The 24,286-nt window shown below is 39.6% G+C and carries 18 protein-coding genes; 14 read left to right on the forward strand and 4 right to left on the reverse strand.

All coding sequences use genetic code 11. From position 1 onward, the window contains the following. Positions 1-64: 64 nt before the first annotated feature. Positions 65-1,279, reverse strand: coding sequence for a patatin family protein (locus Q0V26_RS04560; RefSeq protein ID WP_297478497.1), 1,215 nt, complete (start codon positions 1,277-1,279; stop codon positions 65-67). Positions 1,280-1,810: 531 nt separating this feature from the next. Between Q0V26_RS04560 and Q0V26_RS04565 the strand changes: the two genes are divergently transcribed. Continuing rightward, positions 1,811-2,803, forward strand: coding sequence for a DUF2860 family protein (locus tag Q0V26_RS04565; protein WP_297478498.1), 993 nt, complete (start codon positions 1,811-1,813; stop codon positions 2,801-2,803). Positions 2,804-2,955: 152 nt separating this feature from the next. Further along, positions 2,956-4,620: a pyridoxal-dependent aspartate 1-decarboxylase PanP gene (gene panP, locus Q0V26_RS04570; RefSeq protein WP_297478499.1), complete on the forward strand. Its 1,665-nt coding sequence runs from the start codon at positions 2,956-2,958 to the stop codon at positions 4,618-4,620. Positions 4,621-5,195: 575 nt separating this feature from the next. On the opposite strand, the gene torR is transcribed toward panP, so the two are convergent. After that, on the reverse strand, positions 5,196-5,909 hold the full coding sequence (torR, locus tag Q0V26_RS04575) for a two-component system response regulator TorR (RefSeq protein WP_036794308.1): 714 nt from the start codon (positions 5,907-5,909) through the stop codon (positions 5,196-5,198). Between the two features lie 198 nt (positions 5,910-6,107). Between torR and torC the strand changes: the two genes are divergently transcribed. The 8 genes from torC (at position 6,108) to Q0V26_RS04615 (ending at position 17,021) form a co-directional block, all read left to right on the forward strand. Next, entirely contained in the window at positions 6,108-7,274 is a 1,167-nt protein-coding gene (gene torC / locus Q0V26_RS04580) for a pentaheme c-type cytochrome TorC (RefSeq protein ID WP_080157636.1), read from the forward strand. A 93-nt stretch (positions 7,275-7,367) separates the two neighbouring features. After that, positions 7,368-9,896, forward strand: coding sequence for a trimethylamine-N-oxide reductase TorA (gene torA / locus Q0V26_RS04585; protein ID WP_297478502.1), 2,529 nt, complete (start codon positions 7,368-7,370; stop codon positions 9,894-9,896). Positions 9,897-10,048: 152 nt separating this feature from the next. Continuing rightward, a complete protein-coding gene (gene torD / locus Q0V26_RS04590; protein WP_297478504.1) occupies positions 10,049-10,696 on the forward strand; it encodes a molecular chaperone TorD in 648 nt (215 codons plus the stop codon). 428 nt (positions 10,697-11,124) lie between these two features. Then, entirely contained in the window at positions 11,125-12,261 is a 1,137-nt protein-coding gene (locus tag Q0V26_RS04595) for a hydrogenase small subunit (RefSeq protein ID WP_297478505.1), read from the forward strand. Positions 12,262-12,264: 3 nt separating this feature from the next. Continuing rightward, positions 12,265-13,968, forward strand: a complete 1,704-nt coding sequence (locus Q0V26_RS04600) for a nickel-dependent hydrogenase large subunit (protein WP_297478506.1) — start codon at positions 12,265-12,267, stop codon at positions 13,966-13,968. Between the two features lie 13 nt (positions 13,969-13,981). Then, positions 13,982-14,728 carry a Ni/Fe-hydrogenase, b-type cytochrome subunit gene (gene cybH / locus Q0V26_RS04605; RefSeq protein ID WP_297478507.1) on the forward strand — a complete coding sequence of 249 codons (747 nt, stop codon included), beginning with the start codon at positions 13,982-13,984 and terminating at the stop codon, positions 14,726-14,728. Positions 14,729-14,733: 5 nt separating this feature from the next. Further along, entirely contained in the window at positions 14,734-15,282 is a 549-nt protein-coding gene (locus Q0V26_RS04610; RefSeq protein ID WP_297478508.1) for a HyaD/HybD family hydrogenase maturation endopeptidase, read from the forward strand. Continuing rightward, positions 15,279-17,021, forward strand: coding sequence for a hypothetical protein (locus Q0V26_RS04615; RefSeq protein WP_297478509.1), 1,743 nt, complete (start codon positions 15,279-15,281; stop codon positions 17,019-17,021). The genes Q0V26_RS04610 and Q0V26_RS04615 overlap by 4 nt, the downstream gene beginning before the upstream one ends. A 61-nt stretch (positions 17,022-17,082) precedes the next feature. Here Q0V26_RS04615 and dcm read toward each other — a convergent pair whose 3' ends face one another. Further along, positions 17,083-18,393, reverse strand: coding sequence for a DNA (cytosine-5-)-methyltransferase (gene dcm / locus Q0V26_RS04620; RefSeq protein WP_297478510.1), 1,311 nt, complete (start codon positions 18,391-18,393; stop codon positions 17,083-17,085). Between the two features lie 75 nt (positions 18,394-18,468). Here dcm and Q0V26_RS04625 point away from each other — a divergent pair, with 75 nt between their 5' ends. After that, positions 18,469-19,902: an AAA family ATPase gene (locus Q0V26_RS04625; protein WP_297478511.1), complete on the forward strand. Its 1,434-nt coding sequence runs from the start codon at positions 18,469-18,471 to the stop codon at positions 19,900-19,902. Beyond that, positions 19,902-21,164 (forward strand): LlaJI family restriction endonuclease, encoded by a 1,263-nt coding sequence (locus Q0V26_RS04630; protein WP_297478512.1) that lies wholly within the window; start codon positions 19,902-19,904, stop codon positions 21,162-21,164. Before Q0V26_RS04625 ends, Q0V26_RS04630 begins: the two co-directional genes overlap by 1 nt. Positions 21,165-21,753: 589 nt before the next feature. On the opposite strand, the gene Q0V26_RS04635 is transcribed toward Q0V26_RS04630, so the two are convergent. Further along, positions 21,754-22,641 carry a LysR family transcriptional regulator gene (locus tag Q0V26_RS04635; RefSeq protein ID WP_297478513.1) on the reverse strand — a complete coding sequence of 296 codons (888 nt, stop codon included), beginning with the start codon at positions 22,639-22,641 and terminating at the stop codon, positions 21,754-21,756. Positions 22,642-22,742: 101 nt separating this feature from the next. Between Q0V26_RS04635 and Q0V26_RS04640 the strand changes: the two genes are divergently transcribed. After that, on the forward strand, positions 22,743-23,558 hold the full coding sequence (locus Q0V26_RS04640; RefSeq protein ID WP_297478514.1) for a pirin family protein: 816 nt from the start codon (positions 22,743-22,745) through the stop codon (positions 23,556-23,558). 14 nt (positions 23,559-23,572) lie between these two features. Beyond that, the gene (locus Q0V26_RS04645; RefSeq protein ID WP_297478515.1) at positions 23,573-24,163 is read left to right on the forward strand and encodes an isochorismatase family protein; all 591 of its coding nucleotides are present in this window, start codon (positions 23,573-23,575) and stop codon (positions 24,161-24,163) included. Positions 24,164-24,286: the final 123 nt, after the last annotated feature.

Here is a 24,286-nt window from a genome sequence, read left to right on the forward strand (position 1 = left end):
ATCTTGTGTCTACCACGCAAGTTATCAAGGCTTTCTTTTATGTACTTTATTTTATGTACTAGGCCTAACGTAAATACTGCATTAAGCTGGTTTTTTGATTCAATAACTGTGAAAAAGACATCACAAACTGTTCTCCAATTTGTTTACCCTGCTGATAATCCAGCTCTAAATCTTCATAATTACTTAATAACGCACTACTATTCAATGATTTCTCAGGGGCAATTTGAATAACTTGTAACCCTTGCGGCGGATTCACTAAAAAGTCATTCACATCACGATAAGTATGATGATAACGCGCCAGCATTTCTAATATTTCTGAATTTGTTCCTTGCCCAGTGATCTCTAATAATCGTTCAACATTTAATGGTGAGAACCAACTTTTCTTTGGTATCGTCTTCGTTTTACTGACCGTATTTTGATCATTGTCTTCTTTATCTTCCCAATGCTGTTGGCGCCATTGTTCAAACCGTTGACTTAGCTCTTGATGAATATTTTTAATTTTATCAACAGGCTCATTTAAACTTAATTTATCAATATAATACGGTAATTGGGTTTCAATATTTTCTCGCCAATCATCGAAAATCCCCCGCTCCTCACCACGGTTCATTTCAGCAACGCTATCTTCTAATGGCTCAGTGCGAATAACAACCACGAGGTCAGCTCCACGTCGCCACGCTTCTTTAACAGGAATAGCAGCACTCACACCACCATCAACCCACTGAAGATCATCCATATTAACTGGTTGATTATAGAGCAGAGGAATAGCACAGCTTGCCAGTAGGACTTCACTCCAATCTTGTTGGTACATAGGGAGATAATAATCTTGGAGAGTGTCTTTACGAGTCACACATGCGAGAGCCGTTCTGTAGACTAATGTTTTATGAGCAGTGGCAATATCAAGCGGATATAAACCAGAAGCTGACACTTGCTGCAATGCCCATTCCAAGTTCATAGGTTGCTGTTTACTTAGATATTTATATAAATTAAAGAATTGATTATCCACCGAAATATTACGAATGAAATGATATCCAAATCGTGGCTGGCGGCTAATAAAAGAAGACAAATTAAGCGCGCCCGCAGAAGTACCAATATACAACTCAAACGGATCAAATTGGTGCTCAAGAAAGCTATCAAGCACACCAGCAGAAAATATCCCGCGCTGCCCTCCACCTTGAACAATTAATGCTATTTTTTTATGAGATGTAGCATTAATAGCCGCAGAGAAATCAGCGACAGATTTCTCATTGATATCACGTAAACTAAACGGAAGATAATTCATTTCTTCTCCCTGTTAAATATACAAATGGCATATATTAATAAATCTAAGAGAGCCGAATATACAATTTGTACAGATCAATAGGAAATAATGTTAAAAAATACCACCATCATTTCTCTAACATTATCCTTTTATAACTATCCATGTACAGCAATCAATCCATAGCTTGCTATGTAAATAGTATGACGGTAACGGTTATCAGTGTAAATTTTAATTCAACATTCGCCCCAATACGTAACATAATGATAACCTTAATTTATGATCAGATTATCAATAAAATCAATATTCATCGTCGAAATTACAGCTGCCATCACACTATTTAAATCATTATCAATAACATCACTAAATTGGAGGCTTCCTCATTATACTACTCAGCATATTATTGTTGTCATCGCACACAATTTATTATCGTTAATAAAGAGCCTATTTATCTTCTAGCGCCACAATATGAGTACGCATGAATATAAATGCGTCACTTATCTCTATTAAGGCTTATAATCTAATGATTGGATTAAATATTTATAGGGAGAAATAATGAAACCATTACTCACTGTCGGCTTAATTGCCACTACAATAATCTCCACTACGACACACGCTAGAGCCGTCGATTGGACTCCTGGCGTTGGCGGTGATATTTCTTTAATGGTTGGCTACAATAGATCAAACTCACAGTTTAATAGCGACAATAACACCACCCAAAATTTAAACAGCCATGGTGATGATCAAGATAAAATGTTCGTCGCCCCCATTGGTAGCATCAATTACACTTTCAAAGATGGTAATAACCAACTCTACTTTGGTACAAATCGCTCTGATATTGCCCTTGGTCGGTTTCATGTTGAGGCTGGCTATCGACAAAAATTCGCTGATAATTCCATGCTAACCCTGAGCTATATACCCGGTTTACTGACTCAAAAAACATGGCAAGATCCCTACCTTCAGAATGTAAAACGCAGTAAAACAAAAACCATCATTAATGCGTTTAATATCAAACTTAATGATATTCGTGGTTCACGTTTTTCTGGTCAGTTAGCTTATGGGAAATTTAGTGTTGATCAAGAACGCAGTGGTAACGATCCTATACTTGCGCTTACACCCAATGAAAAATCATCACTCAACCGTAATGCTACCGTTCTTTATACTGAAGGGACTTATGTCCAACCGTTTAGTCGCAGTCTGATGTTACGCACAGCGGTTAACTATACAAATATAGATGCTGACGGTAATGCTATGAGTAATAACATTTATGGTGTGGCTGCAACGATTATTCAGATATTGCCCCAATCTAGTTTTGCCTTTACCGTAAATTGCAAACGTGCTTTATTTGACTTAACTAACCCTGTATTTAATCAAAAACAACAAGATAATAAATACAGTGCTTTCTTTGCTTATGAATATAACCAACCCTTCAATTGGAAAGATTGGGGCCTAGTATCACTCATGGGCTATAGCTCTACTCAATCAAATATTGATTTCTATGACAGCAACGATCTCTTTGTTAGTGCGGGCTTAAACTACAAATTCTAATAACAATGCAATAAATAGCCACGCCCTCTGAAACCGTGATTTTATTTCGGGTAGCTATAATTTTAGCCACACCGAAATAATGCGAGACATCACTCAAAATATCGATTAAATTGACTATACTTTGCCAACGTTATGGAAACGTTAAATAAATTATGGCGACTAATAATCGTACAGCAGATGCATCCCTAGAGTCCTTGCATCGCATATTCACAATACCAGAAGCACCTGATTCAACATTAGGACTAATCGAAAAAGAGCTCTCAGAAAACCTTAACGAGTTTCTGCGAACCCATATTGCAGCAATCGAAAAACCCTTAGCTGAAATTGAAAAAGATTTCTCTACTGCAGATATTCCTGAAGTCCCTTCTTTTGTCTCTGAACATACTCAGTTCTTATTGAATAAACTTGTTGCCCAGTCTGTTCATACTGCTGCGCCTACGTTTATTGGTCATATGACCTCTGCTCTGCCTTACTTCATGATGCCTTTATCTAAAATCATGATCGCGTTAAACCAAAACCTTGTAAAAATAGAAACATCAAAAGCGTTTACGCCACTTGAGCGCCAAGTATTAGGCATGCTGCATAAATTAATTTTTAATCAAGAAGAAAGTTTCTACCAACAATGGATGCACAGTGCTGACCATTCTTTAGGGGCTTTTTGTTCGGGTGGCACCATCGCCAATATCACTGCATTATGGGTTGCTCGTAATGCTGCTTTGCAACCAGATGGTGATTTCACAGGTGTAGGCCAACAAGGTTTACTGCGGGCGATGAAGCACTATGGCTATGATGATCTGGCGATTCTGGTATCAGAGCGTGGGCACTATTCTTTAAAGAAAGCCGCAGATGTTTTAGGTATTGGCCGAGATAGCCTGATTGCCATCAAAACTGATGATAACAATCGCATTGATCTCAATGAGTTAAAAATAACACTCGCGAATCTAAAACGTAAAAATATTAAACCTTTTGCGATTATTGGTATTGCGGGCACCACAGAAACGGGCAACATCGATCCTCTAGAACAACTAGCAGATATTGCGGCAGAACATCAATGCCACTTCCACGTTGATGCGGCATGGGGGGGAGCAACCCTTATGTCAAATAAGTATCGTCACTTACTTAAAGGGATTGAGCTCGCAGATTCCATTACCATTGATGCTCATAAACAGCTCTATATTCCGATGGGTGCTGGGATGGTGATATTTAAAAATCCAGAACTCATGACCGCAATTGAGCATCATGCTGAATATATTCTTCGAGAAGGCTCAAAAGACTTAGGCAGCCACACACTGGAAGGATCCCGCAGTGGTATGGCGATGTTACTGTTTGCAAGTATGAATATTATTAGTCGCCCTGGCTATGAATTATTGATCAATAACAGCATTGAAAAAGCCGCTTACTTTGCACAATGTATTCAACAACATCCTGATTTTGAGTTAGTCACAGAGCCTGAATTATGCTTACTAACTTACCGTTATGTCCCTGCTAATACACAGCAAGCATTACAACAAGCCACCCCCGCACAGCGTGAAACATTGCTAGAACTCTTAAACGATCTCACTCAATTTATTCAAAAACGCCAACGAGAATCAGGCAAATCCTTTGTATCTCGAACGCGTATTACTCCAGAAAAGTGGCAGCGAAAAGCAACAACCGTGTTTCGCGTTGTACTCGCAAACCCGTTAACAACCACTGAAATTCTAGAAAATGTTCTTATTGAACAACAGCAACTTGCACAACAAAGCACTATTAGCTTGCCCGAAATCATTCGATTGACGCAGAAAATAATTGAAAAAAGAATAAAAAACAACATATAACGCGCAAATATCTATATGGTATTTTTCTGAATTTAACCATCTATCGCGTTTTTTGGTAGTTTTGAATTTTTAATTGTCTTGGAAATGCTAGTCAATATATGACCATTTTATGAATAACTCGCGACTTAAGTATGAACAGCGGATGATTGTAGTGTGAATAGCACCATAACAATACGCTCTTTTACGTTACCAATACTCATATGTAGAGGCAGTAAAAACCGCTGTTTTGATAAAAATTCGTTTTACAAGAAAATATGGAGCAAAATACATATTCATAAGATTTCATTTTTCAATAGGATTGTTATTAATTGGTAACCAACAACACTAAATATTGATAACAAATGATTTTACGATGTTACAAAATAGCCTTGCTGTTAATAATGATTCTCACTACTGTGATTTGTTCTTTTTTGACCCAAAAAAATATTCTGTTAATTGATGATTTAAATCAAGAAACACCCCGAATACTGCTCAAAAAAAATGCCCTATTCTTTTCAAATAGGGCATTTTTATGTCAATTTATGTCATAACTATTTTATTGAAGCTACGCTTTTCCCGCTCAAATACGACCAATATTAGTCGCCAGCAAACATATATCCTTCGCCATGAACGGTAACAAAAATCTGTGGATTCTTCGGATCTAGTTCCATTTTAGAACGCATTCTACGAATTAAAACATCAATAGTTCGGTCATTTGGCGCTTCAACACGGTGGCTTAACATGTTTAAAATACGCTCACGGCTTAGCACTACATTTGGGTGTGATGAGAAGGCAACTAATAGCTCATATTCCGCCTTTGTTAACTTCACAGGAAGCCCGTTATGAGTCAGTGCGCGTTTGTTAATATCAAACTGCCATTCACCAAAACGAATGATGTTATCTTCCTGCATTTCAACCATAGTTTCGTCACGCGCTTTTTCTACTAACGTCATGCGCCATAACAAGTTTTTCACTCTAACAAGCAATTCACGAAGTTCAAAAGGCTTAGTTACATAGTCGTCTGCACCCATTTCTAAACCGACGATCCTATCAATACTATCAGTGCGTCCAGTCACCAAAATAATACCCACTTCAGAGCGGCTACGAAGCTCTCGCGTTAGCATCAAACCATCTTCACCTGGTAGGTTGATATCAAGCATTACAAGGTCAATTTTTTCCGTTGCCATCACTTCGCGCATCTGTGCGCCACTGTCTGCTTGGCTTACCTTGTATCCTTCATTTTCAAAATACCCAACCAGTTTTGTGCGGGTAACAATTTCATCTTCTACAACAAGTACGTGATGGGTCATGTCGTTCTCTTTTTAGTTTTTGGTTTTCTAACTGAACGGTAGCACAAACTAAGACCATTCACAATTTGTCATAACTATGCCTTTGCTATTCATTCGCAGCGTTAACCTTATTCATATCGTGACAATAAGATTACCTCATAAAATTTTAACCGTCACCGTAGCCTACGGTGAGCATTCTTTTAAATGGAATCTTTCAAAATGAAAAAAATTTGGCAGATGTTGACGAAACCAAGTAGCAAGTATTCAATTCTTGCTCTGGTGCTTGTTGGTATTGGTATCGCAGTGAGTGGCATTTTTGCTGTACACAAAGGTTTTGAACACGCATCAACCAATGAATTCTGTATTGGTTGTCATACCATGAAGCAGAACTATGAAGAGTACACTCAATCTGTACACTTCAAAAATGCGTCTGGTGTTCGCGCTGACTGTGTTGACTGTCACCAGCCAAAAGATTTAGTCGGTATGATTGAAACGAAGTTAATGGCATCAAAAGATGTGTATAACCAGTTCATTACCAAAAAAATCGATACGCCTGAAAAATTTGAAGAGCACCGTTTAGAATTAGCTCAGATGGTTTGGAAGCGCATGGAAAAACAAAACTCCAGCACATGTAAGAGTTGTCACAACTATTCAGCGATGGATCATGCTAAGCAATCACCTGAAGCCGCTGCTGCAATGACAGACGCTGCTGCAAAAGACATGAACTGTATTGAATGTCACAAAGGTATTGCACACGAACTTCCAAACATGGCTGGCGGTTTCCAAAAAGACTACCAAGCACTAGAAGCTGAAGCGACCTCTCAAGGTGCAACAGCAGAGAAGCTTTACTCTCTAGGTGAGAAGGATATCTTTGCCACTGACGATGCTAAAGGTAAGTCAGAAGGTAAATTACTACCCGCTTCTGAAGTCACTGTACTTGAACGTAAAGGCGACATGCTGAAAGTTGAAGTTAACGGCTGGTTAGAAAAAGCAGGTAAAGGTCGTGTAATGACTGAGTACATGGGCAAGCGTGTCTTTAAGGCAACTATCCGTGGCGAAGTGAAAGCGAACGAGAAAATCATTAAAGAAGAAACTGATCCTGCAACTAACATTGTGTGGCAGAACATCAGCGTTCAAGGTTGGATCACTAAATCAAACATGATTGATAGTATCAAACCAATCTGGAATTATGCAGAAGATATGTACGCGTCTACATGTAACGCTTGTCACGCGGCGCCAGATCCTGGCCATTTTACTGCAAATGGCTGGATCGCAAGTCTGAAAGCCATGAGCTCTTACTACCGTCTGACTAAGACTGAAGAACGCACACTACTTAAATATCTTCAGAACCACGGCAGCGATACAGGTGGTGCTGGCGCGCATTAATCCAGCGCACCAATAAACGATTAAATGATAGGCGGGTGGTAATAGTTATCCCCGCCCCATCGATAAAAATTAAAGTTTAAGGATTCTCCAACTATGGCGACTCAAAACAATCATAAAGGCATTACACGCCGCCGCTTCCTATCAGGTTTAGCGATTGCAAGTGCTGCATCCGTTGTCGGTACTAGCCTACTTGCTCCTCGTAAAGCAATGGCTGCGACAGAAACAGTATCAGGCTTTAACGGTGAAGTGCTTTGTGGCTCTCACTGGGGTGCTTTCCGCGCTAAAGTAGTGAACGGTGTATGGACTGAAACCACGCCGTTTGAAAAAGACCCACACCCAACAGTGATGCTAGATGCAGTACGTGAAGTGGTTTATAACCCTGCACGTGTTAAATACCCAATGATTCGTATCGACTGGCTAAAACAAGGCTACAAGTCAGATACAAGCCAACGTGGTAACAACCGTTTCGTACGTGTGCCTTGGTCACAAGCATTAGATTTCTTCCAACACGAATTAAACCGTGTTCAAGAAACTTACGGCCCAAGTGCATTATACGCAGGTCATACTGGCTGGCAGTCTGTAGGTAAACTACACAATGCAGGTACAATGATGAAGCGTGGTATTAGCCTTCACGGTACTACCCTTGGTAAAATGGGTGACTACTCAACAGGTGCTGCACAAGTTATTCTTCCTTACGTTGCGGGTGCAATGGAAGTTTACGAACAGCAAACCTCTTGGGATATCGTGCTTAAAAACACAGATACCATCGTAATGTGGGGTACGGATCCAGTTAAAAACCTTCAAGTAGGTTGGTTGGTTCCTGATCACAGCGTATACGGCTCATACCAGCAGCTTGCTGAAAAAGTGAAAAACAAAGAAATTAAAGTTATTCACATTGACCCAGTACGTAACGAAACCATGAAGTTTGTTGGTGGTGAGCAATTACCTGTGCACCCACAATCAGATATTCCGTTGATGCTGGCGATTGCGCACACGCTATACACTGAAAATCTATACGACAAAGAATTCATCGCAAACTACACCACAGGCTTTGACAAGTTCATGCCTTACGTAATGGGCGAAACTGACGGTATCGTTAAGACACCTGAGTGGGCAGAGAAAATCTCTGGCATCAAGGCAAGTCAGATCCGTGAACTAGCACGTACAATGGCGGGTGGTCGTACTCAGCTTGTCGGTGGTTGGTGTCTACAGCGTATGCAACACGGCGAGCAATGGGCGTGGATGCTGGTTGTTCTAGCAGCAATGCTTGGTCAAATTGGTCAACCTGGTGGTGGTTTCGGTTTCGGCTGGCACTACAACGACGCCGGAACTATCACCTCTGCTGGCCCGTTAATGTCTGGCTTTAGTGGTGTTACTGGCGTAGAACCAATCTACAACGGTTCATTTAAAGGTTACGCTAAGACAATCCCAGTAGCACGTTTTGTGGATTGTATCTCTAACCCAGGTACGAAGATTCAATGGAATGGTAACGAAATCACCTTCCCTTACATGAAGATGGCGATCTTCAGTGGTAACAACCCATTCGCTCACCACCAAGATCGTAACCGTATGATCAAGGCATGGACAAAACTAGAGACGGTTGTTTCTATCGAGCACCAATGGACAGCCACTTGTCGTTTTGCAGATATCGTCTTACCTGCAACAACCACTTACGAGCGTGATGATATCGAGCAGTTTGGTAACCACTCCAACAAAGGTATCCTTGCATTACGTAAGATTGTTGAGCCAATGTTTGAATCTAAAGATGACTTTGATATTTTCCGTGAGCTATGTGCACGCTTCAACCGTGAAGAAGCATTTACTGGCGGTAAAAAGAAAATGGAAATCATTGAAGAGATCTACAACGGTGCGCGTTTACAAGGCCGTGGTATCGGTGTTCGTATGCCAACCTTCGCTAAATTCTGGGAAGGTGAAGGTTATATTGAATTCCCTGCAGGCAAAGAGTGGGTACGTCACGAATCATTCCGTAACGAACCGGATCTTGAGCCACTAGGTACAGCATCAGGTCTTATCGAGATCTACTGTAAGACAATCGCAGATATGGGCTATAACGACTGTCAAGGTCACCCAATGTGGTTCGAAAAAGAAGAACGTAGTCACGGCGGTCCACGCTCTGATGTCTACCCGCTTCACTTACAAAGCTGTCACCCAAATAACCGTTTGCACTCACAGCTATGTTCATCAACTGACTTCCGTGCAACTTATGCTGTTGCGGATCGTGAGCCGATTTACATCAATACTCAAGATGCAGCTGCACGTAATATTAAATCAGGGGATTTGGTACGTGTATTTAACGGTCGTGGTCAAGTATTGGCTGGCGCAGTAGTAACAGATGACTACTCTCCAGGCGTATGTCGTATTCATGAGGGTGCTTGGTATAGCCCACTTGATGGAGGTAAAGCGGGTACAATTTGTACTTATGGCGATCCAAACGTACTAACGTTAGATATCGGTACATCTAAACTAGCACAAGCAACATCAGCACATACAGCTGTGGTTGATATTGAGAAGTACACAGGTCCCGTACCTGAAGTAACGGGCTTTAACGGTCCAACTTATGAAACAGGTATTGATCCTCTATTCCCGGCAATGGACAAATAATCCCTTGTTGTTAGCATAGAAAACCAATCCATAAAAGGCGATGAACTTTTCTTTCATCGCCTTTATTTCATTTTTTAGAACCTATTCTAATAACCCTTAGGTATACTCTACCTAACTGCTTTATTTGAATATGTTTTATGTCTGGAGTGACCATGCAAGAATTTATCGCATTCAACGAACAACGTGCTGAAATCTACTGGTGGATGTCTTCACTTTTCGCCCGTGAATTAAGTGATGCAGATCTACATGAATACCATGGCGGTGAGATGTATACGTTCCTGTCTGGTCTTGGTATGACTGAGGAATTAAAAGCACCTGTCGATACTTTCCGTGCTGCTATAAAAAAATCACATGCACGTAGTGACGAACAACTAGAACTTGCTGCTGATTTTTGTGGTTTATTTTTAAGCACGCCAAAATCAGGGGCGTTGCCTTACGCATCAATGTATGTCGGTAAAACAGGCTTACTAAACGATAAGCCAGCACAAGAAATGCATGAGCTTATGGCATCATTTGATATTGCCCAACGCAAAGAATTTAATGAACCCGCAGATCATCTTGCGATTGAATTAGACTTTATGGGCAATTTAATCATCATGGGTAATCAGCAACAGACAGAAGAACAACGTGAAGCATTAATGCAATCACAGCTGTCATTCATCAACACCATGCTATTAAACTGGTTACCCTTATTTGCTAAAGAATGTCAGCTTCGAGACCAGTTTGGTTTCTATGCTGCAGCTGCAAATCTATTACTTGCTTTTTGTGTGCTTGATAAGAAATTTCTTGTTGGTGAGTAAGCTTATTTAGCCAATCTTACCCATTAAAAACGCCTTTATTTAATCAAATAAGGGCGTTTTTTGTGCCGTATTACTAAAAAAATCTAATTTTAGAATTTCCTCAATTATCCCTTCAGAATATTTATATTTTAATTCGCTTTTATATTGCATAACCCCGCATCTCATTGATCAATCGCCAAAATCACACATCCAAATAAAAACATTAACTATCATAGCGTTACCAAGAAAATAATATCGAAATGCCTTGAAATAATAGCCATTATCATTATCCAAGCGTTAATTTATGCATAGCATCATTTTTGACTTTTTATATTGTCACACAAATTTTCAAAATCTGATGTAGATCAAATATTTGTATTGATTTAAGTCATAAAATTAAACAGTAATACTTCCAAAGTATATTTAATCATAGCTAACAAGGTTGATAGATGGATTCGCATGCAGCCCTTTTTGAACTCGGCCAAAAACGTCTTGCCGAGCTTCGAAAAATGAAACCTCTTCGTGAGGGTTCTTTTCAGAAAAAACTTGAAAAAAATGGCATTACCCGTCGTGACTTCATGATTTGGAGTGCAACCATCACTTCATTACTGGCACTCCCCCTACCTTTTAGTACCATGGTTGCCGAAGCTGCAGAGCTTTCAGATCGTGTACCACTTATATGGTTGAGCCTTGCCGAATGTACTGGTTGTTCAGAATCATTGGTACGTAGTACTACACCAGATATTAGTACATTACTGTTTGAACATGTGTCGCTTGAATACCAAGAAGTGCTCATGGCGGCCGCTGGCGATCAAGCAGAAGAAAACCTTGATAACGCAATGAAAGCCTACAAAGGTCAATACCTACTTGCCGCTGAAGGTGCCGTACCAACAGCTAACAACGGTACTTTCCTTACCTTAGGTAGCAAAGCTGAAACTGGCATGTCATTAATTAAACGCGTTGCCGCAGATGCAGCCGCGGTTATTTGTGTGGGTACATGTTCATCTTTCGGTGGTGTACAAGCCGCACGCCCTAACCCAACCGGCGCAAAAAGTGTTGGTACGGTTATTGACCGTCCTGTGGTTAACGTTGCTGGTTGTCCACCAAACCCTGCCAACATTACCGGTACATTAATGTACTTCATTATGTTTGGTCGCCTGCCTGCATTGGATATTTTCAACCGTCCTAAATGGGCTTATGGCGCACGTGTTCATGATAACTGTGAGCGTCGTGGTCACTTTGATGCAGGTGAATTCGTAACTCAGTTTGGTGATGATAATGCCAAACAAGGTTACTGCTTATTTAAAATGGGTTGTAAAGGCCCTTACACTTATAACAACTGCCCTACAGAGCGTTTTAATGCTCACACCAGCTGGCCAGTACTTGCAGGTCATGGTTGTATCGGTTGTTCTGAACCTGATTTCTGGGATGACATGGCAGATTTCGAAAAGCCATTAAGCCGTCAACCTGTCCATGGTTTAGATGCAACCGCAGATACCATTGGTGCCGTTATTTTAGGTGTCACTGCCGTTGGTATTGGTGCACACGCCGTCAGCAGTATTTTTGCTAAAAAAGTCGAGGAATAATTCATGAGCAAGCGCGTCGTTATCGATCCCATTACTCGTATCGAAGGCCACTTACGCATCGAAGTTGAACTTGATGCGAATAACGTGATCAACAAAGCATGGGCATCTTCTACCCTATTTCGTGGTCTTGAAATTATCATGAAAGGTCGTACACCATACGATGTAGGCCTATTAATGCAACGCATCTGTGGTGTATGTACATCATCACACTACCTATGTGGTACGTTAGCGGTTGAAGATGCAATCAATGCCCAAGTGCCTATTAACGCGAAATACATTCGCAGCTTAATTTTAACTACCATACAATTGCATGACCACATTGTGCATTTCTACATTCTGCATGGTCTAGATTGGATAGATGTTGTATCAGCATTAAGTGCCGATCCTGCTAAAGCTGCGGCTGAGGCAATGAAATATTCAGCAACACCAATAGCTGCTGGTGAAGGTGATTTACGTGCTGCACAAGAAAAAGTACAGGGCTTAGTCAATACAGGTAAGTTAGGTCCATTTGCTAATGCTTATTGGGGCAACAAAACGTACAAATTCACCCCAGAGCAAAACTTAATCGGTTTAAGCCACTACCTTAAAGCACTAGAAATTCAGCGTATTGCCGCAGAATGCATGGCTGTTTGGGGCGGTAAAAATCCACATCCACAATCGATTGTTGTTGGTGGCGTAACCTGTGTGCGTGACATGTTAGACCCTGCTCGTCTACAAGAATTTAAACAAAAATATCAACATGTTGCAGATTTTGTTGAACGCGCATATCAAGCCGATATTTTAATGGCGGCAGCGGCTTACGGTACAGCGCCAAGTGTTCTTGGTGGCTGTAACGTTGATACCTTCATGTGCAGTGAATCTATTTTACTTAACCAAGATGATCACCTTTTTGTCAGTGGCGTTATTCGTAATAAAGATTTATCTAAAGCTGAAAAGGTTGATATTAATCTGATTGCGGAAGATGTGACTCACTCATGGTATGACGCAAATAAGCCTCAGCATCCATACGATGGCACCACCATTCCTGAGCATACACCGTTTATTGAACGCGATACCATTGTTGGTAAACGTCCGACAATCAACGAAGCGGGTAAATATTCTTGGGTGAAATCACCACGTTACAATGGCGAACCTGTAGAAGTTGGCCCACTTGCAACCATGGTAGTTAACTACGCTCAAGGCAACCCACGCGTAACACCGATTGTAAACGAATTCCTGAAACAAACAGGTCTTCCTGCTGGTGCGTTATTTACTACACTAGGTCGTACTGCAGCACGTATGTTACATACGCTAACCATCTCTCGTCATGGTTTAGAAACCTTTGAATCTATGGTGACTAACCTCAATTCAGATCATACCACTTACATTGAACCAACCATTGATCCTGATAAAGAATACAAAGGTGTCGGTATTATTGAAGCACCGCGTGGTTTCTTGAGTCACTGGTTACGCATTAAAGATGCAAAAGTTGAAAACTACCAAGCAGTAGTACCAACAACATGGAACGCAGGTCCTATTGATGGTAACGGCAAAGTAGGTCCATACGAAGCATCGTTAGTGGGTTTACACCTTGAAGATCCGAAAAAACCGCTAGAAGTATTGCGTGTTATTCACTCATTTGATCCTTGCATGGCGTGCTCAGTACACGTAATGGATTACAAAGGCCAATCATTAAGTGAATTCCGTATTCCAGCTCAGGCTATGTAACTAAGGATTTATCATGTCAACAGATACCGTGTTGTATAAACGATCCTATGTATTTTCATTCGTTATCCGTTTATGTCACTGGTTACGTGCCTTTGCGATTTTTGGGTTAGTTATTACTGGCTTTTATATTGCTTGGCCGTTTTTAGTCGCACCCGATAGCACCAACGTGCTTGAACAAGGCTGGATCCGTTTAGCGCACGAGGTATTAGGCTTTGTTTTAATTGCCGTGACCTTAATTCGTGTCTATCTGTTCTTTTTCAGCCATAGTAATGTTGAACGTCGCTCAATTCAGGACATCATCAGTCCAAAAAGCTGGGTAAAGCAGATCAAAGCCTATTTTTGGATGGGTAATGCACCCCACCATGGCGCTTATGGTCCATTGCAACTCATGGTTTATGCAGGGATTTCTATCGCTGCCATCTTCATGTGTGTGACTGGCTTAACGCTATATGCTAATGTATACCACTTAGGTATTGGTGGCATGATGTGGGAACCTGCTCAATGGGTCGCATACGCGATGGGCGGGTTAGATGAAGTGCGTAAATGGCACCATTACATTACTTGGGCATTCATTATTTTTGTATTGATCCACGTGTATATGGTGATTTGGACAGGGATCCGTTTCCGTAACGGTTCAGCTGATGCCATTATGTCTGGTTACGATTACCACCCAGTAAACGTAAAAAAAGCAGATAAAGGCAATCATCCCGTCCAGCATCATGCTCACCACAATAGTCATTCAAAAAATAAAGGCCACTAGCGCAAATGAAGATATTGCTGCTTGGTATTGGCAATGTCTTGTACGCCGACGAAGGAGTCGGCGTACATTTCGTCAATTATCTCACAGAAAATTACCGCTTTACGCACTCCGACCATCAAATTGATCTTATTGATGGCGGTACGTTAGCACATTGTCTTATCCCAACATTAACCCAATACGACCACCTTGTTGTGGTTGATACTGTTAATGCCGCCGATGTAGATGCTGGTGAAGTGTATTTCTTTGACTTTGATAAAGCCCCTGCTGAAATCGATTGGCAAGGCAGTGCTCACGAAGTTGAAATGCTACAAACATTAATCATGATGGAATTGGTTGGCGATCGTCCCAAAACCTATGTTTTAGGCGTTACACCAACAGTGTTAGAGCCAATGCATATGGGTCTAACATCTAAAATTAATGCTGCAATACCGATTATGGAGTCTGCATTGCTTAAACACCTTTCAGCACTCGACATAGATTGCGAAAAAGTGAACAATATTGATATTAACAGCCTGATTCCAACAGCTTACAAGCGAGGTATTGAACAACAATGAAATTAATTCAGTTTTCTTTTACTTGTTCACGTCCTGTACCATTTTATGCTCAATTATGTAACGATTACCTAGCAAAACAACAGTTAGAAATCACTATTGGCTATGAAAAAAATCGTTATATCATTGAAGCGGTTGGCACTCAGCCACAACTTGAAGCACTAGCAGACCAAATAGCAAAAGATTTTTTACTGTCTATTTGGCTGATTGACTCTTCAATTAAAGAAATTCGTCACCGTGAAGGTCGTATTGTTCCCTTAATAACAACTGCGCATAATCTGCCTTTCTGTAGTTATTGCGAACCCGCTCTTGGTGATAATCAATCTGAACTCTTTGGTGAGATTGGCATTACCTGTTCCCATTGCCATGGTGAACAACTGGTTGATTCATCAATTAGTAGTGAGCAAATTCAGCAATGGGCTGATACGGTAATGAACACGGGTCATGTTAGCTTTAGCTTACCGCTGCCTAACAACCAACAACACGAGTTTCATCTAAGCCGTGGCCCTATTGCTGCAACACAGCACCAGCGTCAACAAGTTATTATCTGTAACCCTAATAATGTACCGATGCATTTTATCGTGCCATCAATCCATGTATTAGCGTTATCGAGCTTAGAAAAACCCCGTGTCACTGTTCGCGCTAAACGTCACCATGCTCAGCTTGATCAACCCTTGTATGATCTTTGCTTTAGCTACAATCGCGTATTAACAGTACTCACTGAAATACTGCGTGTGCGTGGTATCGATTATTTACACATTGAAACCAATCATCAACAACCATTAATTGCACGCATCAATAAAGGCTGGAGTCAGGTTTGTAGCGATCCTGCTATTCATCCTCTCGTGCCGTTTAAATCGGTTGAGCCTTTGCACGATCAAGCTTGCATCAATGGCCTAAACGCCTATTGGAGCAAACGTCGCATTAGGTTTGATTACCAATCTAATCATGCTAATGATGTTCCCGCTCATACCTTGCCTATCTGTGCATTGCATGGCGGAATGTTAGAATCAGGTGTTGGCCGTCATAGTGCCGCGATTTATTTTAGTCGTTATGCTGCTGGTGAAATTGTCAGCCAAGATAAATTTACTCGTACAGATACGTTCTTAGTAATGCCTACCCTGCCACATTCTGGCGCAGAAATGATTGCAGTATTAGCTGCGGGTGAGCAAGCGGATGTTTTAGCTAAATTTAAGCAGCAAATACCGGTGAGTTATAATGATCTTAACAAGCTAGTCTTGAATGAGTGTAATGATCAACTTTCAGGCTTATTTGCTGTTGTCGCAACGGTTCTTGGCCTGTCAAAATCGGGGCATGATAGCGTTCAATATCTTAACGATGCACTGATTGCTAAATCACTACACAATGATAGTAACCAAGGTCATCGTGTTGATTTTTCATTAGATATGGTAAATAGCAAACGCACCATTGATTGGGCAAAAATGCTCGGCAGTTTAATGAGCTTTAGCTTAGTGGTTGATGAAGTCGATTACGACAAACTCGCCTTTGGTGTAATGGACTCATTAGCTGATTATATTGCTAACTGGATCGAACGTATGGACGAAACCACAGGCATTAAAGCCGTTACCCTTGCAGGTAGTGACTTTGCTAATGAAGTGCTAGCAGATCGCATCTGCTTACGTGTAGGTAAGAATTACCCTATCGTAACAAACCGCAAGTTAGAGCTTGATGGTAGCAACTTAAGTGCTGGTGCATTGTTCTTGAAACTGCGCCGCCGTTAAGGTTTTATTTTATTGAATTAAATAGCCCCATTGCTGTTAGTGATGGGGCTTTTTTGTGGGGTTATTTTTTATCGAGTTTTTTTAGAGTAATTACTAATTGCTCTGCTACAGCATCAATAACTTTCATACATACAGAATTACCAAATTGCTTATATATTTGACCTTGTGATACAGCATCAACAATAAAGTTATGAGGAAAACCTTGTAAATTTGCACACTCTCTTGGTGTTAACTTTCTTGGATTTTTATCAAGATGGCTTTGATCAATTAGTATTTCAGATCCATCTTTATAATAGCGTGCACTTATTGTATTTGTATATTCGCTTTCAGCATTGAATAACGAATAACCAAAACCATTCCCTTTTGTTTTATGCTCTTCTTTACGTTTTTTATGCCCAGTCCACAACTTATCAGAAATAGTAAAACGATCTTTATCGTGCTTGTCTTTATCGACATATAATTCAATCTGAGGCTGTAGAATATCACCTACACGAGTTGTGGTTTTTTCACCAATAGGCCAAGTAAAGATATCTTCAAGTTTTATATTTTCATCTAAACCAAATGCATCACGATCAAATCCAACAAAAAAGACTCGTTCCCTATTTTGTGGGATTCCAAAATCACCTGCACGTAAAACTTTTACATCAACGCAGTAATTCAGCTTTTTAGATAATGCACTACGAGCATCTTCACTCATAGGTACATCAGTTGGAATCTCTTGCTCAAATTCACCACGCAAAATAGCCAAAATGGTTTTTAACGTTTCACCTTTATTATGGCTTTGAATTTGCTTAACATTTTCAAGTAAAAATGCTTTTGGTCTTTTTTCTGCGAGAATACGCTGAATTTCAAAAAACATGGTTCCACGTGTATCACTAAAACCTTGTTTTAATCCAGCTTGTGAAAATGCTTGGCAAGGAAATCCGCCAAGCAAAACATCGTGATCTGGAATGTCTTTTGTTTTGATCTGAGTAATGTCACCATTGGGCATTTCACCGTAATTAGCAAGATAAGTTTTTTGTGCAAACTTATCCCATTCTGATGTAAATACACAATGTCCGTTTAATTTTTGAAATGGCAACCTAATACCACCAATACCTGCAAATAGATCGATAAAGCTAAAATCTGAATCCGAAAGTGATTTTTGCTTAAAAGGAGCATTGTTATGGTGTTCTTTTAATTCATATTCTAAATTTAGAATTGCGTTCCACTTTGCCTTGGTTGGTTCATGCTCACCTTTCTCCCAGCCTCGTACTGTTCGCTCGCCTGTCGAGTTTAAACCTAAAAGATTTGCGACTTCTGTTGCTCCAAGTCCAAGTTTTGATCTTAAAGTTTTGATATATTCAGCTTTATTTATAATTACAGTTGTCATTAGGTATGCTTATCCGGTTTTTAACCCGGCTAATACTAACACTGTATATAATCACATGCAATGGAATAAGGTTATATGTCACCTAATACATTATCTAGTTTTGTTAAAAAATGCTCTGATATTGAGAGCGGGATGAGCCTGACTTACGGTGAGATCTCACCAAGTTTTATTTTTTCAAATACAGGTAAAGGAGGTAATCCTAAATATTTTTCAATAAGTTTAATTCAACTTATTGATGTATTAACAGATATTAAACAAAATCTACCTGTTTTTTTAAAGCACATTAATTATATTGAAAAAGATTGGCGAGATTTATTTTCAACATATATAAAGGATCCTGTTGTAAATGCATTATCAACAGTTCAAACACTTCCTTTGTTTGCTTTGATTAATAAAATCATTTATCAATTAAATAATCTTAGTAATTATAAAGAAAAAGAAATTCAACTATCAGATGAATATTTAGCCATTGCCATTGATTATCTTTCGTCTCAAAAGTGTAACATCACAGAAATCAGAGAGCTAAAAAACTCTAGTGGCGACAACTTTCATAGTACTAATATTATTTATTATGGTGCCCCAGGTACAGGTAAAAGCTATTCTATATCTCAAGGAAAAGATGAAAATTATTTTACTCGTACTGTTTTTCATCCCGATACACAATACAGTGACTTTATTGGTTGTTTAAAGCCAATAATGAACAACAATAGTGTCAGTTATCAATTCCGTCCAGGTCCATTTACAATAGCAATTATTAAAGCCATATCTGACCCCTCCTCTGAATATTTTCTTGTAATAGAAGAAATTAATCGAGCTGCTGCTGCTGCTGTTTTTGGTGAGATATTTCAATTACTTGATCGTGATGAAAACGGTGAAAGTTCTTATTCTATTGATGTATCAGATCCTGATTTACTAGCCTACCTTAATGAAAAAACGCTTAATAATTTTTCTACTGGTAAGCTAAAAATTCCATCAAATTTATCATTATTGGCTACCATGAATAGTAGTGATCAAGCAGTAATGCCAATGGATACTGCATTTAAGCGCCGCTGGCAATTTAAATATTTACAAATTGATTACTCAAAAGCATCTAAAGGGACATTAAATATACCAATTGAATCTGCTGGAAATATAACTATTCAACCTATTGAATGGTCTATTTTAGCAATGGTTATCAATAAGCATTTAGCAACTGAGCGTATTCCAGAAGATCGTTTACTTGGTCATCGATTTATTAGTGAAACTGAACTTCAAAAGGATCCTGACAATACATTAAAAGGTAAATTACTAATGTATTTATGGGATGATGTATTACGCCATAACCAAAAAACGATTATTTTCAAAGATGAAGTAATTATAAATGGACAATCTGTAGAATTAATCAACTTTAGTCAATTAATTAATGCTTTTGAGCAAGGATCTACTGTCTTTAATAACGCTATTGAAGAAAGCTTACTATCAAAAATGGCTGAATCTGTTGATACTAAGACATACTTGGAATACGAATAATGCCATCAAAACTTTATCATTATACTGATAGAGCACTGGTATCTTCCCTACCAGATGCTCTCAGAAAGCAAATGTATAATCAGTATTTGATCACCCATGACGATATAAAAATATCGTTTTGTGGACTAGTTATAAACAGTTCAGGAGCTCATGTCTTTTTACCCAGAAACTCAGATATTCCTAAATTAGGTAGCCGTGATAGTTATCAAATTGCTTCATTTTTAATGAAAGCAATTCGTCGTTATTCTGAAGATAGAACAAGCAAACTATATGCACTAGATGAAGGCATTGACTGCATTGGTAGTCATCGTCTCAATTTAATATCTACCTTACTTGAAGATTTTTGTAATAACGGCTTATATTCTCGTCGATTATCAGAGAAAGTTTTGAATACAGGTAAACCTGATTGGAAGCGAACAATATCAAACCAGACACCTTTTCCAGGAGATGGTGGACCTGTTTATCTTGATGTATATGGTACTAGGCGTCGTTATTTTTCTAATAGCGAAGTATCTCGTATACATGCCAGTATTATTAAACAAATAGATAAATCTTTTGGATGGATAGTTACTGGATCTAAATTATCTGTATCACAAGACATACAAAACATACCGTTACCAAAAGGAAATATTACAGAACAATTACGCGTATTACATTCTGAATTAATATCTGTTTTTTCGGAAAGAGATATCCGATTATTACAATTATTATCTGAATATCTAGAGTGTAATCATGGACGTGAAATAAGTGACTCCGTAATTGGGCTCAAACATTTTCATGGTATGTGGGAACATATGCTAGATAAAACATTATCATGGAATTTTCCTGTTAATCGATTACTTTCTGTTCCTACATATCAATTTAATGACGGAACACTAAAGCCAGCAGCTTCAAAGGCACAACGAACAGATACCGTTTTAAGGTATCCTAATAGTAATAAATTTGCTGTTGTTGATGCAAAATACTATGGAGCACAAGGTCTTAATAGCGCCCCTGGGTGGCCTGATTTAGTAAAACAGTTTTTCTATGCAAAAGCACTGAAAGTCTATTGTCCAGAATCAAAGGTCAGTAATGCTTTTGTTTTCCCTGGTTCTGGCCCATTAAAATCAGTTCACATGCAAAATAGAACAACTAAGAATCTAGAAGATGATGATTACCCTCCAATTAAGTGCTTGTATTTAGACCCAATTAAACTGATTAATCATTATGTTAAAGGGAAAAAACTTGAAGAGTTCAGCCGTGAAATATTATTCAATGATTAAGTCTACAACGCGTGGATAGTAGATTTCCTATCGCCCTCGCGGGCATTCACTGTAGGGAATGACGGGGTTGGGGGCGGCATTCATTATAGGGAATGATGAAGGTTATTTTCCCGTCATCCCAGAAGTTGAGGAACGAAACTATCCGGGATCTATTCACCGCGTGATTGCGCATCACAGACATCAGCAAAAACAAGCACTCTACAACACGCGGATAGTAGATTCCCTATCGCCCTCGCGGGCATTCACAGTAGGGAATGACGGGGTTGAGGGTGGCATTTATCGAAAGGAATGACAAAAGTTATTTTCCCGTCATCCCGGAAGTTGAGGAACGAAACTATCCGAGATCTATTCACCGCGTGTTTGAACATCACAGGCATCAGCAAAAACAAGCACTCTACAACGCGTGGATAGTAGATTCCCTATCGCCCTCGCGGGCATTCACTGTAGGGCATGGCGGGGTTGGGGGTGGCATTTATCGTAGGGAATTATGAAGGTTATTTCCCGTCATCCCGGAAGTTGAGGAACGAAACTATCCGGGATCTATTCACCGCGTGATTGAGCCTCAAAGACGCCAATGAAAACAGAAACTCTACAACGCATGAAAAGTATCCATCACATAATCAATAAACAAACGGGTAGTTTGCGGTTGTAGGCGATGAGATGGGTACACCATATACATATTTCCTGATTCATGACTATATTCAGATAAAATCGGTATCAGTTCCCCGCTATCAATATATTGTTCAACTAACCCTTCTGGCAACCGCGCAATGCCTCTGCCCTCACGCACTGCAGTAATGTGTAAATGGGTATTGTCTGCAGCAAAGCGGCCTTTAACTGGGAATTCTTTTAAGCCATTTTCATACGCAAATGTCCAATATTGCTTGGCTTCAGATTGCTGCCATAAAATACAATTATGATCGATTAAGTCACTCGGTGATTGAGGTGTGCCATAGTGTGAGATATAGCTTTTACTCGCGCAATAAATGATTTGCTTACGCCGTATTTTTCTCGCTATCAATGTTGGTGTTGCAAGCTCACCGGAACGAAAAGCAATATCTACGTTGTGATCAATCATATCCAATAGATTGTCATTGACGATCAGTTCTATCTTCACTTTTGGATATCTATCAAGAAAATCATTAATCACTGACTGTAAATAATAAACAGAGAAATCAAACGGGGCTGTAATACGAATTAAACCATCAGGTATTTGTTGGTTCTGTTGTAGCGATTGATTAGCCTCTTCCATACCGCACAAAAAAGGCTTCACCTGTTGGTAATAAATTTCACCTAAATTAGTTAACGATAATTTACGGGTGCTGCGATTTAATAACCGTACCCCTAACGCTGTTTCTAATTGCTGAACTTTGCGGCTAACGGTGGTTGATGGCATAGCTAACTTTTTGCCAGCATCAACAAAGCTGTTCATCTCAACAACAGTTGCAAAGATCTTAATCTCGTTTAAATCAACCATTCAATTACCAATAAATATGGGACAAATAAACTCAATTATACCATCTAATAAAGCATTCGATTAAAGCATACACTTATTCCATCAAACAGAAGGAGTTTATCGTGATTAAATCAAACTATACTGGTCTACGCCATGGGCCAATAAACAGCTTTATTCGACAAGATAACATGCAGCAATTAAATCCTTTTGTGATGTGGGATCATTTCCAATTGAATTCACCCCAAACGGAAGCTGGATTCGATTTTCATGGCCATTCAGGTATTGCTGCCATTACTTATGTTATTCATGCCGATCTCATCCATCAAGACTCACAAGGTAACGTTGCTAGATTACCAACGGGCAGTGTTCAACTGTTAGTGGCGGGTGCAGGCGCACTGCATAAAGAAACATTAACCTCACAAGACGGTCACTTTGAGGCATTTCAACTTTGGACCGCTTTACCAAAAAACATCGAAATGGGTGAAGCGCACTATCAAGGTGTTTCTAATGAAGATCTGCCGATTATCGAAGAGGTAAATACATCGACGAAAATATTGGTGGGTGAATACGCAGGGATTAAAAGTCCAATTAACCATATTATTGATATAAACTATTATCACATAACGTTATCAGCCAAAGATGCAAACTGGCGTTATGCGCCGACACCAAAGCAGGATTCACGCTTTATATATGTACTAAAAGGTAGCATATCAATATCTGGCGAGCGTGTCGCAACCCAACAATTAATCACCATTGATAATGCTGCGATGTTAGAGATCATCGCTGAAACGGATAATAGTGAATTTATTTTTGTGTCAGCGGCTTCTTTGGCACAACCTATTTTACCAACAGGGCCATCGGTCCACACTAGTTACGAAAATGCCACAATTGGTCAGCAAAATATTGCACAACTTTTTAAAACAATGATGAAATCATAATAAGGAATACCACTATGACAAACACATTATTCACACCAGAAAACAGTGCAATGCTTCTCATTGATCATCAAGTGGGCACTATGGGATGGGTTCATTCTGCTGATTTAGAACAAATCAAACGCAATACATTAGCCTTAGCACGTGCTGCAAAAGAGACAGGAATGCCTCTAATTTTAACTTCTAGCCAAGAAAATAATGTCCAAGGGTTATTATTTGATGAGCTGCAACAAGCCGTACCTGAAGCTTATGCATTACGTATTCAAAGAGCAGGTGTTGTCGATGCGATGAAAGATCCAAACTTTGCTAAAGCTGTTGCTGCAACAGGCCGTAAAAACTTAATCATTGCAGGTATAACCACTGACGTTTGCGTTGTTTACCCTGCGCTTACATCTGTTCAAGAAGGTTATCGAGTACAAGTTGTCGTAGATGGCTCAGGATCGCCAACGACATTAGCGGATGAAACCGCATTGCGTCGCATGGAATCAAATGGAGTAACACTAACTTCAACTAACCAATTAATTGCAGAATTAGCTCAAGATTGGACCACAGAAAATGGTCAAAAATTAATGACGGTATTATTTGAAGAAATACTATCAAAGCAATAAGGTCTAGGGCGAGTGCGATCGAGTTTGTATCTACAACGCGTGGAGAGTAGATTCCCTATCGCCCTCACGGGCATTCACTGTAGGGAATGACGGGGTTGGGGGTAGCATTCACTGTAGAGAATA

It is taken from the genome of uncultured Photobacterium sp. (assembly GCF_947039875.1).
GTDB lineage: Bacteria > Pseudomonadota > Gammaproteobacteria > Enterobacterales > Vibrionaceae > Photobacterium.

Coding starts and splice junctions, on each gene's coding strand:
- Q0V26_RS04560 (WP_297478497.1), bottom strand. CDS start 1,279: ATGAATTATCTTCCGTTTAGTTTACGTGATATCAATGAGAAATCTGTC.
- Q0V26_RS04565 (WP_297478498.1), top strand. CDS start 1,811: ATGAAACCATTACTCACTGTCGGCTTAATTGCCACTACAATAATCTCC.
- panP (WP_297478499.1), top strand. CDS start 2,956: ATGGCGACTAATAATCGTACAGCAGATGCATCCCTAGAGTCCTTGCAT.
- torR (WP_036794308.1), bottom strand. CDS start 5,909: ATGACCCATCACGTACTTGTTGTAGAAGATGAAATTGTTACCCGCACA.
- torC (WP_080157636.1), top strand. CDS start 6,108: ATGAAAAAAATTTGGCAGATGTTGACGAAACCAAGTAGCAAGTATTCA.
- torA (WP_297478502.1), top strand. CDS start 7,368: ATGGCGACTCAAAACAATCATAAAGGCATTACACGCCGCCGCTTCCTA.
- torD (WP_297478504.1), top strand. CDS start 10,049: ATGCAAGAATTTATCGCATTCAACGAACAACGTGCTGAAATCTACTGG.
- Q0V26_RS04595 (WP_297478505.1), top strand. CDS start 11,125: ATGGATTCGCATGCAGCCCTTTTTGAACTCGGCCAAAAACGTCTTGCC.
- Q0V26_RS04600 (WP_297478506.1), top strand. CDS start 12,265: ATGAGCAAGCGCGTCGTTATCGATCCCATTACTCGTATCGAAGGCCAC.
- cybH (WP_297478507.1), top strand. CDS start 13,982: ATGTCAACAGATACCGTGTTGTATAAACGATCCTATGTATTTTCATTC.
- Q0V26_RS04610 (WP_297478508.1), top strand. CDS start 14,734: ATGAAGATATTGCTGCTTGGTATTGGCAATGTCTTGTACGCCGACGAA.
- Q0V26_RS04615 (WP_297478509.1), top strand. CDS start 15,279: ATGAAATTAATTCAGTTTTCTTTTACTTGTTCACGTCCTGTACCATTT.
- dcm (WP_297478510.1), bottom strand. CDS start 18,393: ATGACAACTGTAATTATAAATAAAGCTGAATATATCAAAACTTTAAGA.
- Q0V26_RS04625 (WP_297478511.1), top strand. CDS start 18,469: ATGTCACCTAATACATTATCTAGTTTTGTTAAAAAATGCTCTGATATT.
- Q0V26_RS04630 (WP_297478512.1), top strand. CDS start 19,902: ATGCCATCAAAACTTTATCATTATACTGATAGAGCACTGGTATCTTCC.
- Q0V26_RS04635 (WP_297478513.1), bottom strand. CDS start 22,641: ATGGTTGATTTAAACGAGATTAAGATCTTTGCAACTGTTGTTGAGATG.
- Q0V26_RS04645 (WP_297478515.1), top strand. CDS start 23,573: ATGACAAACACATTATTCACACCAGAAAACAGTGCAATGCTTCTCATT.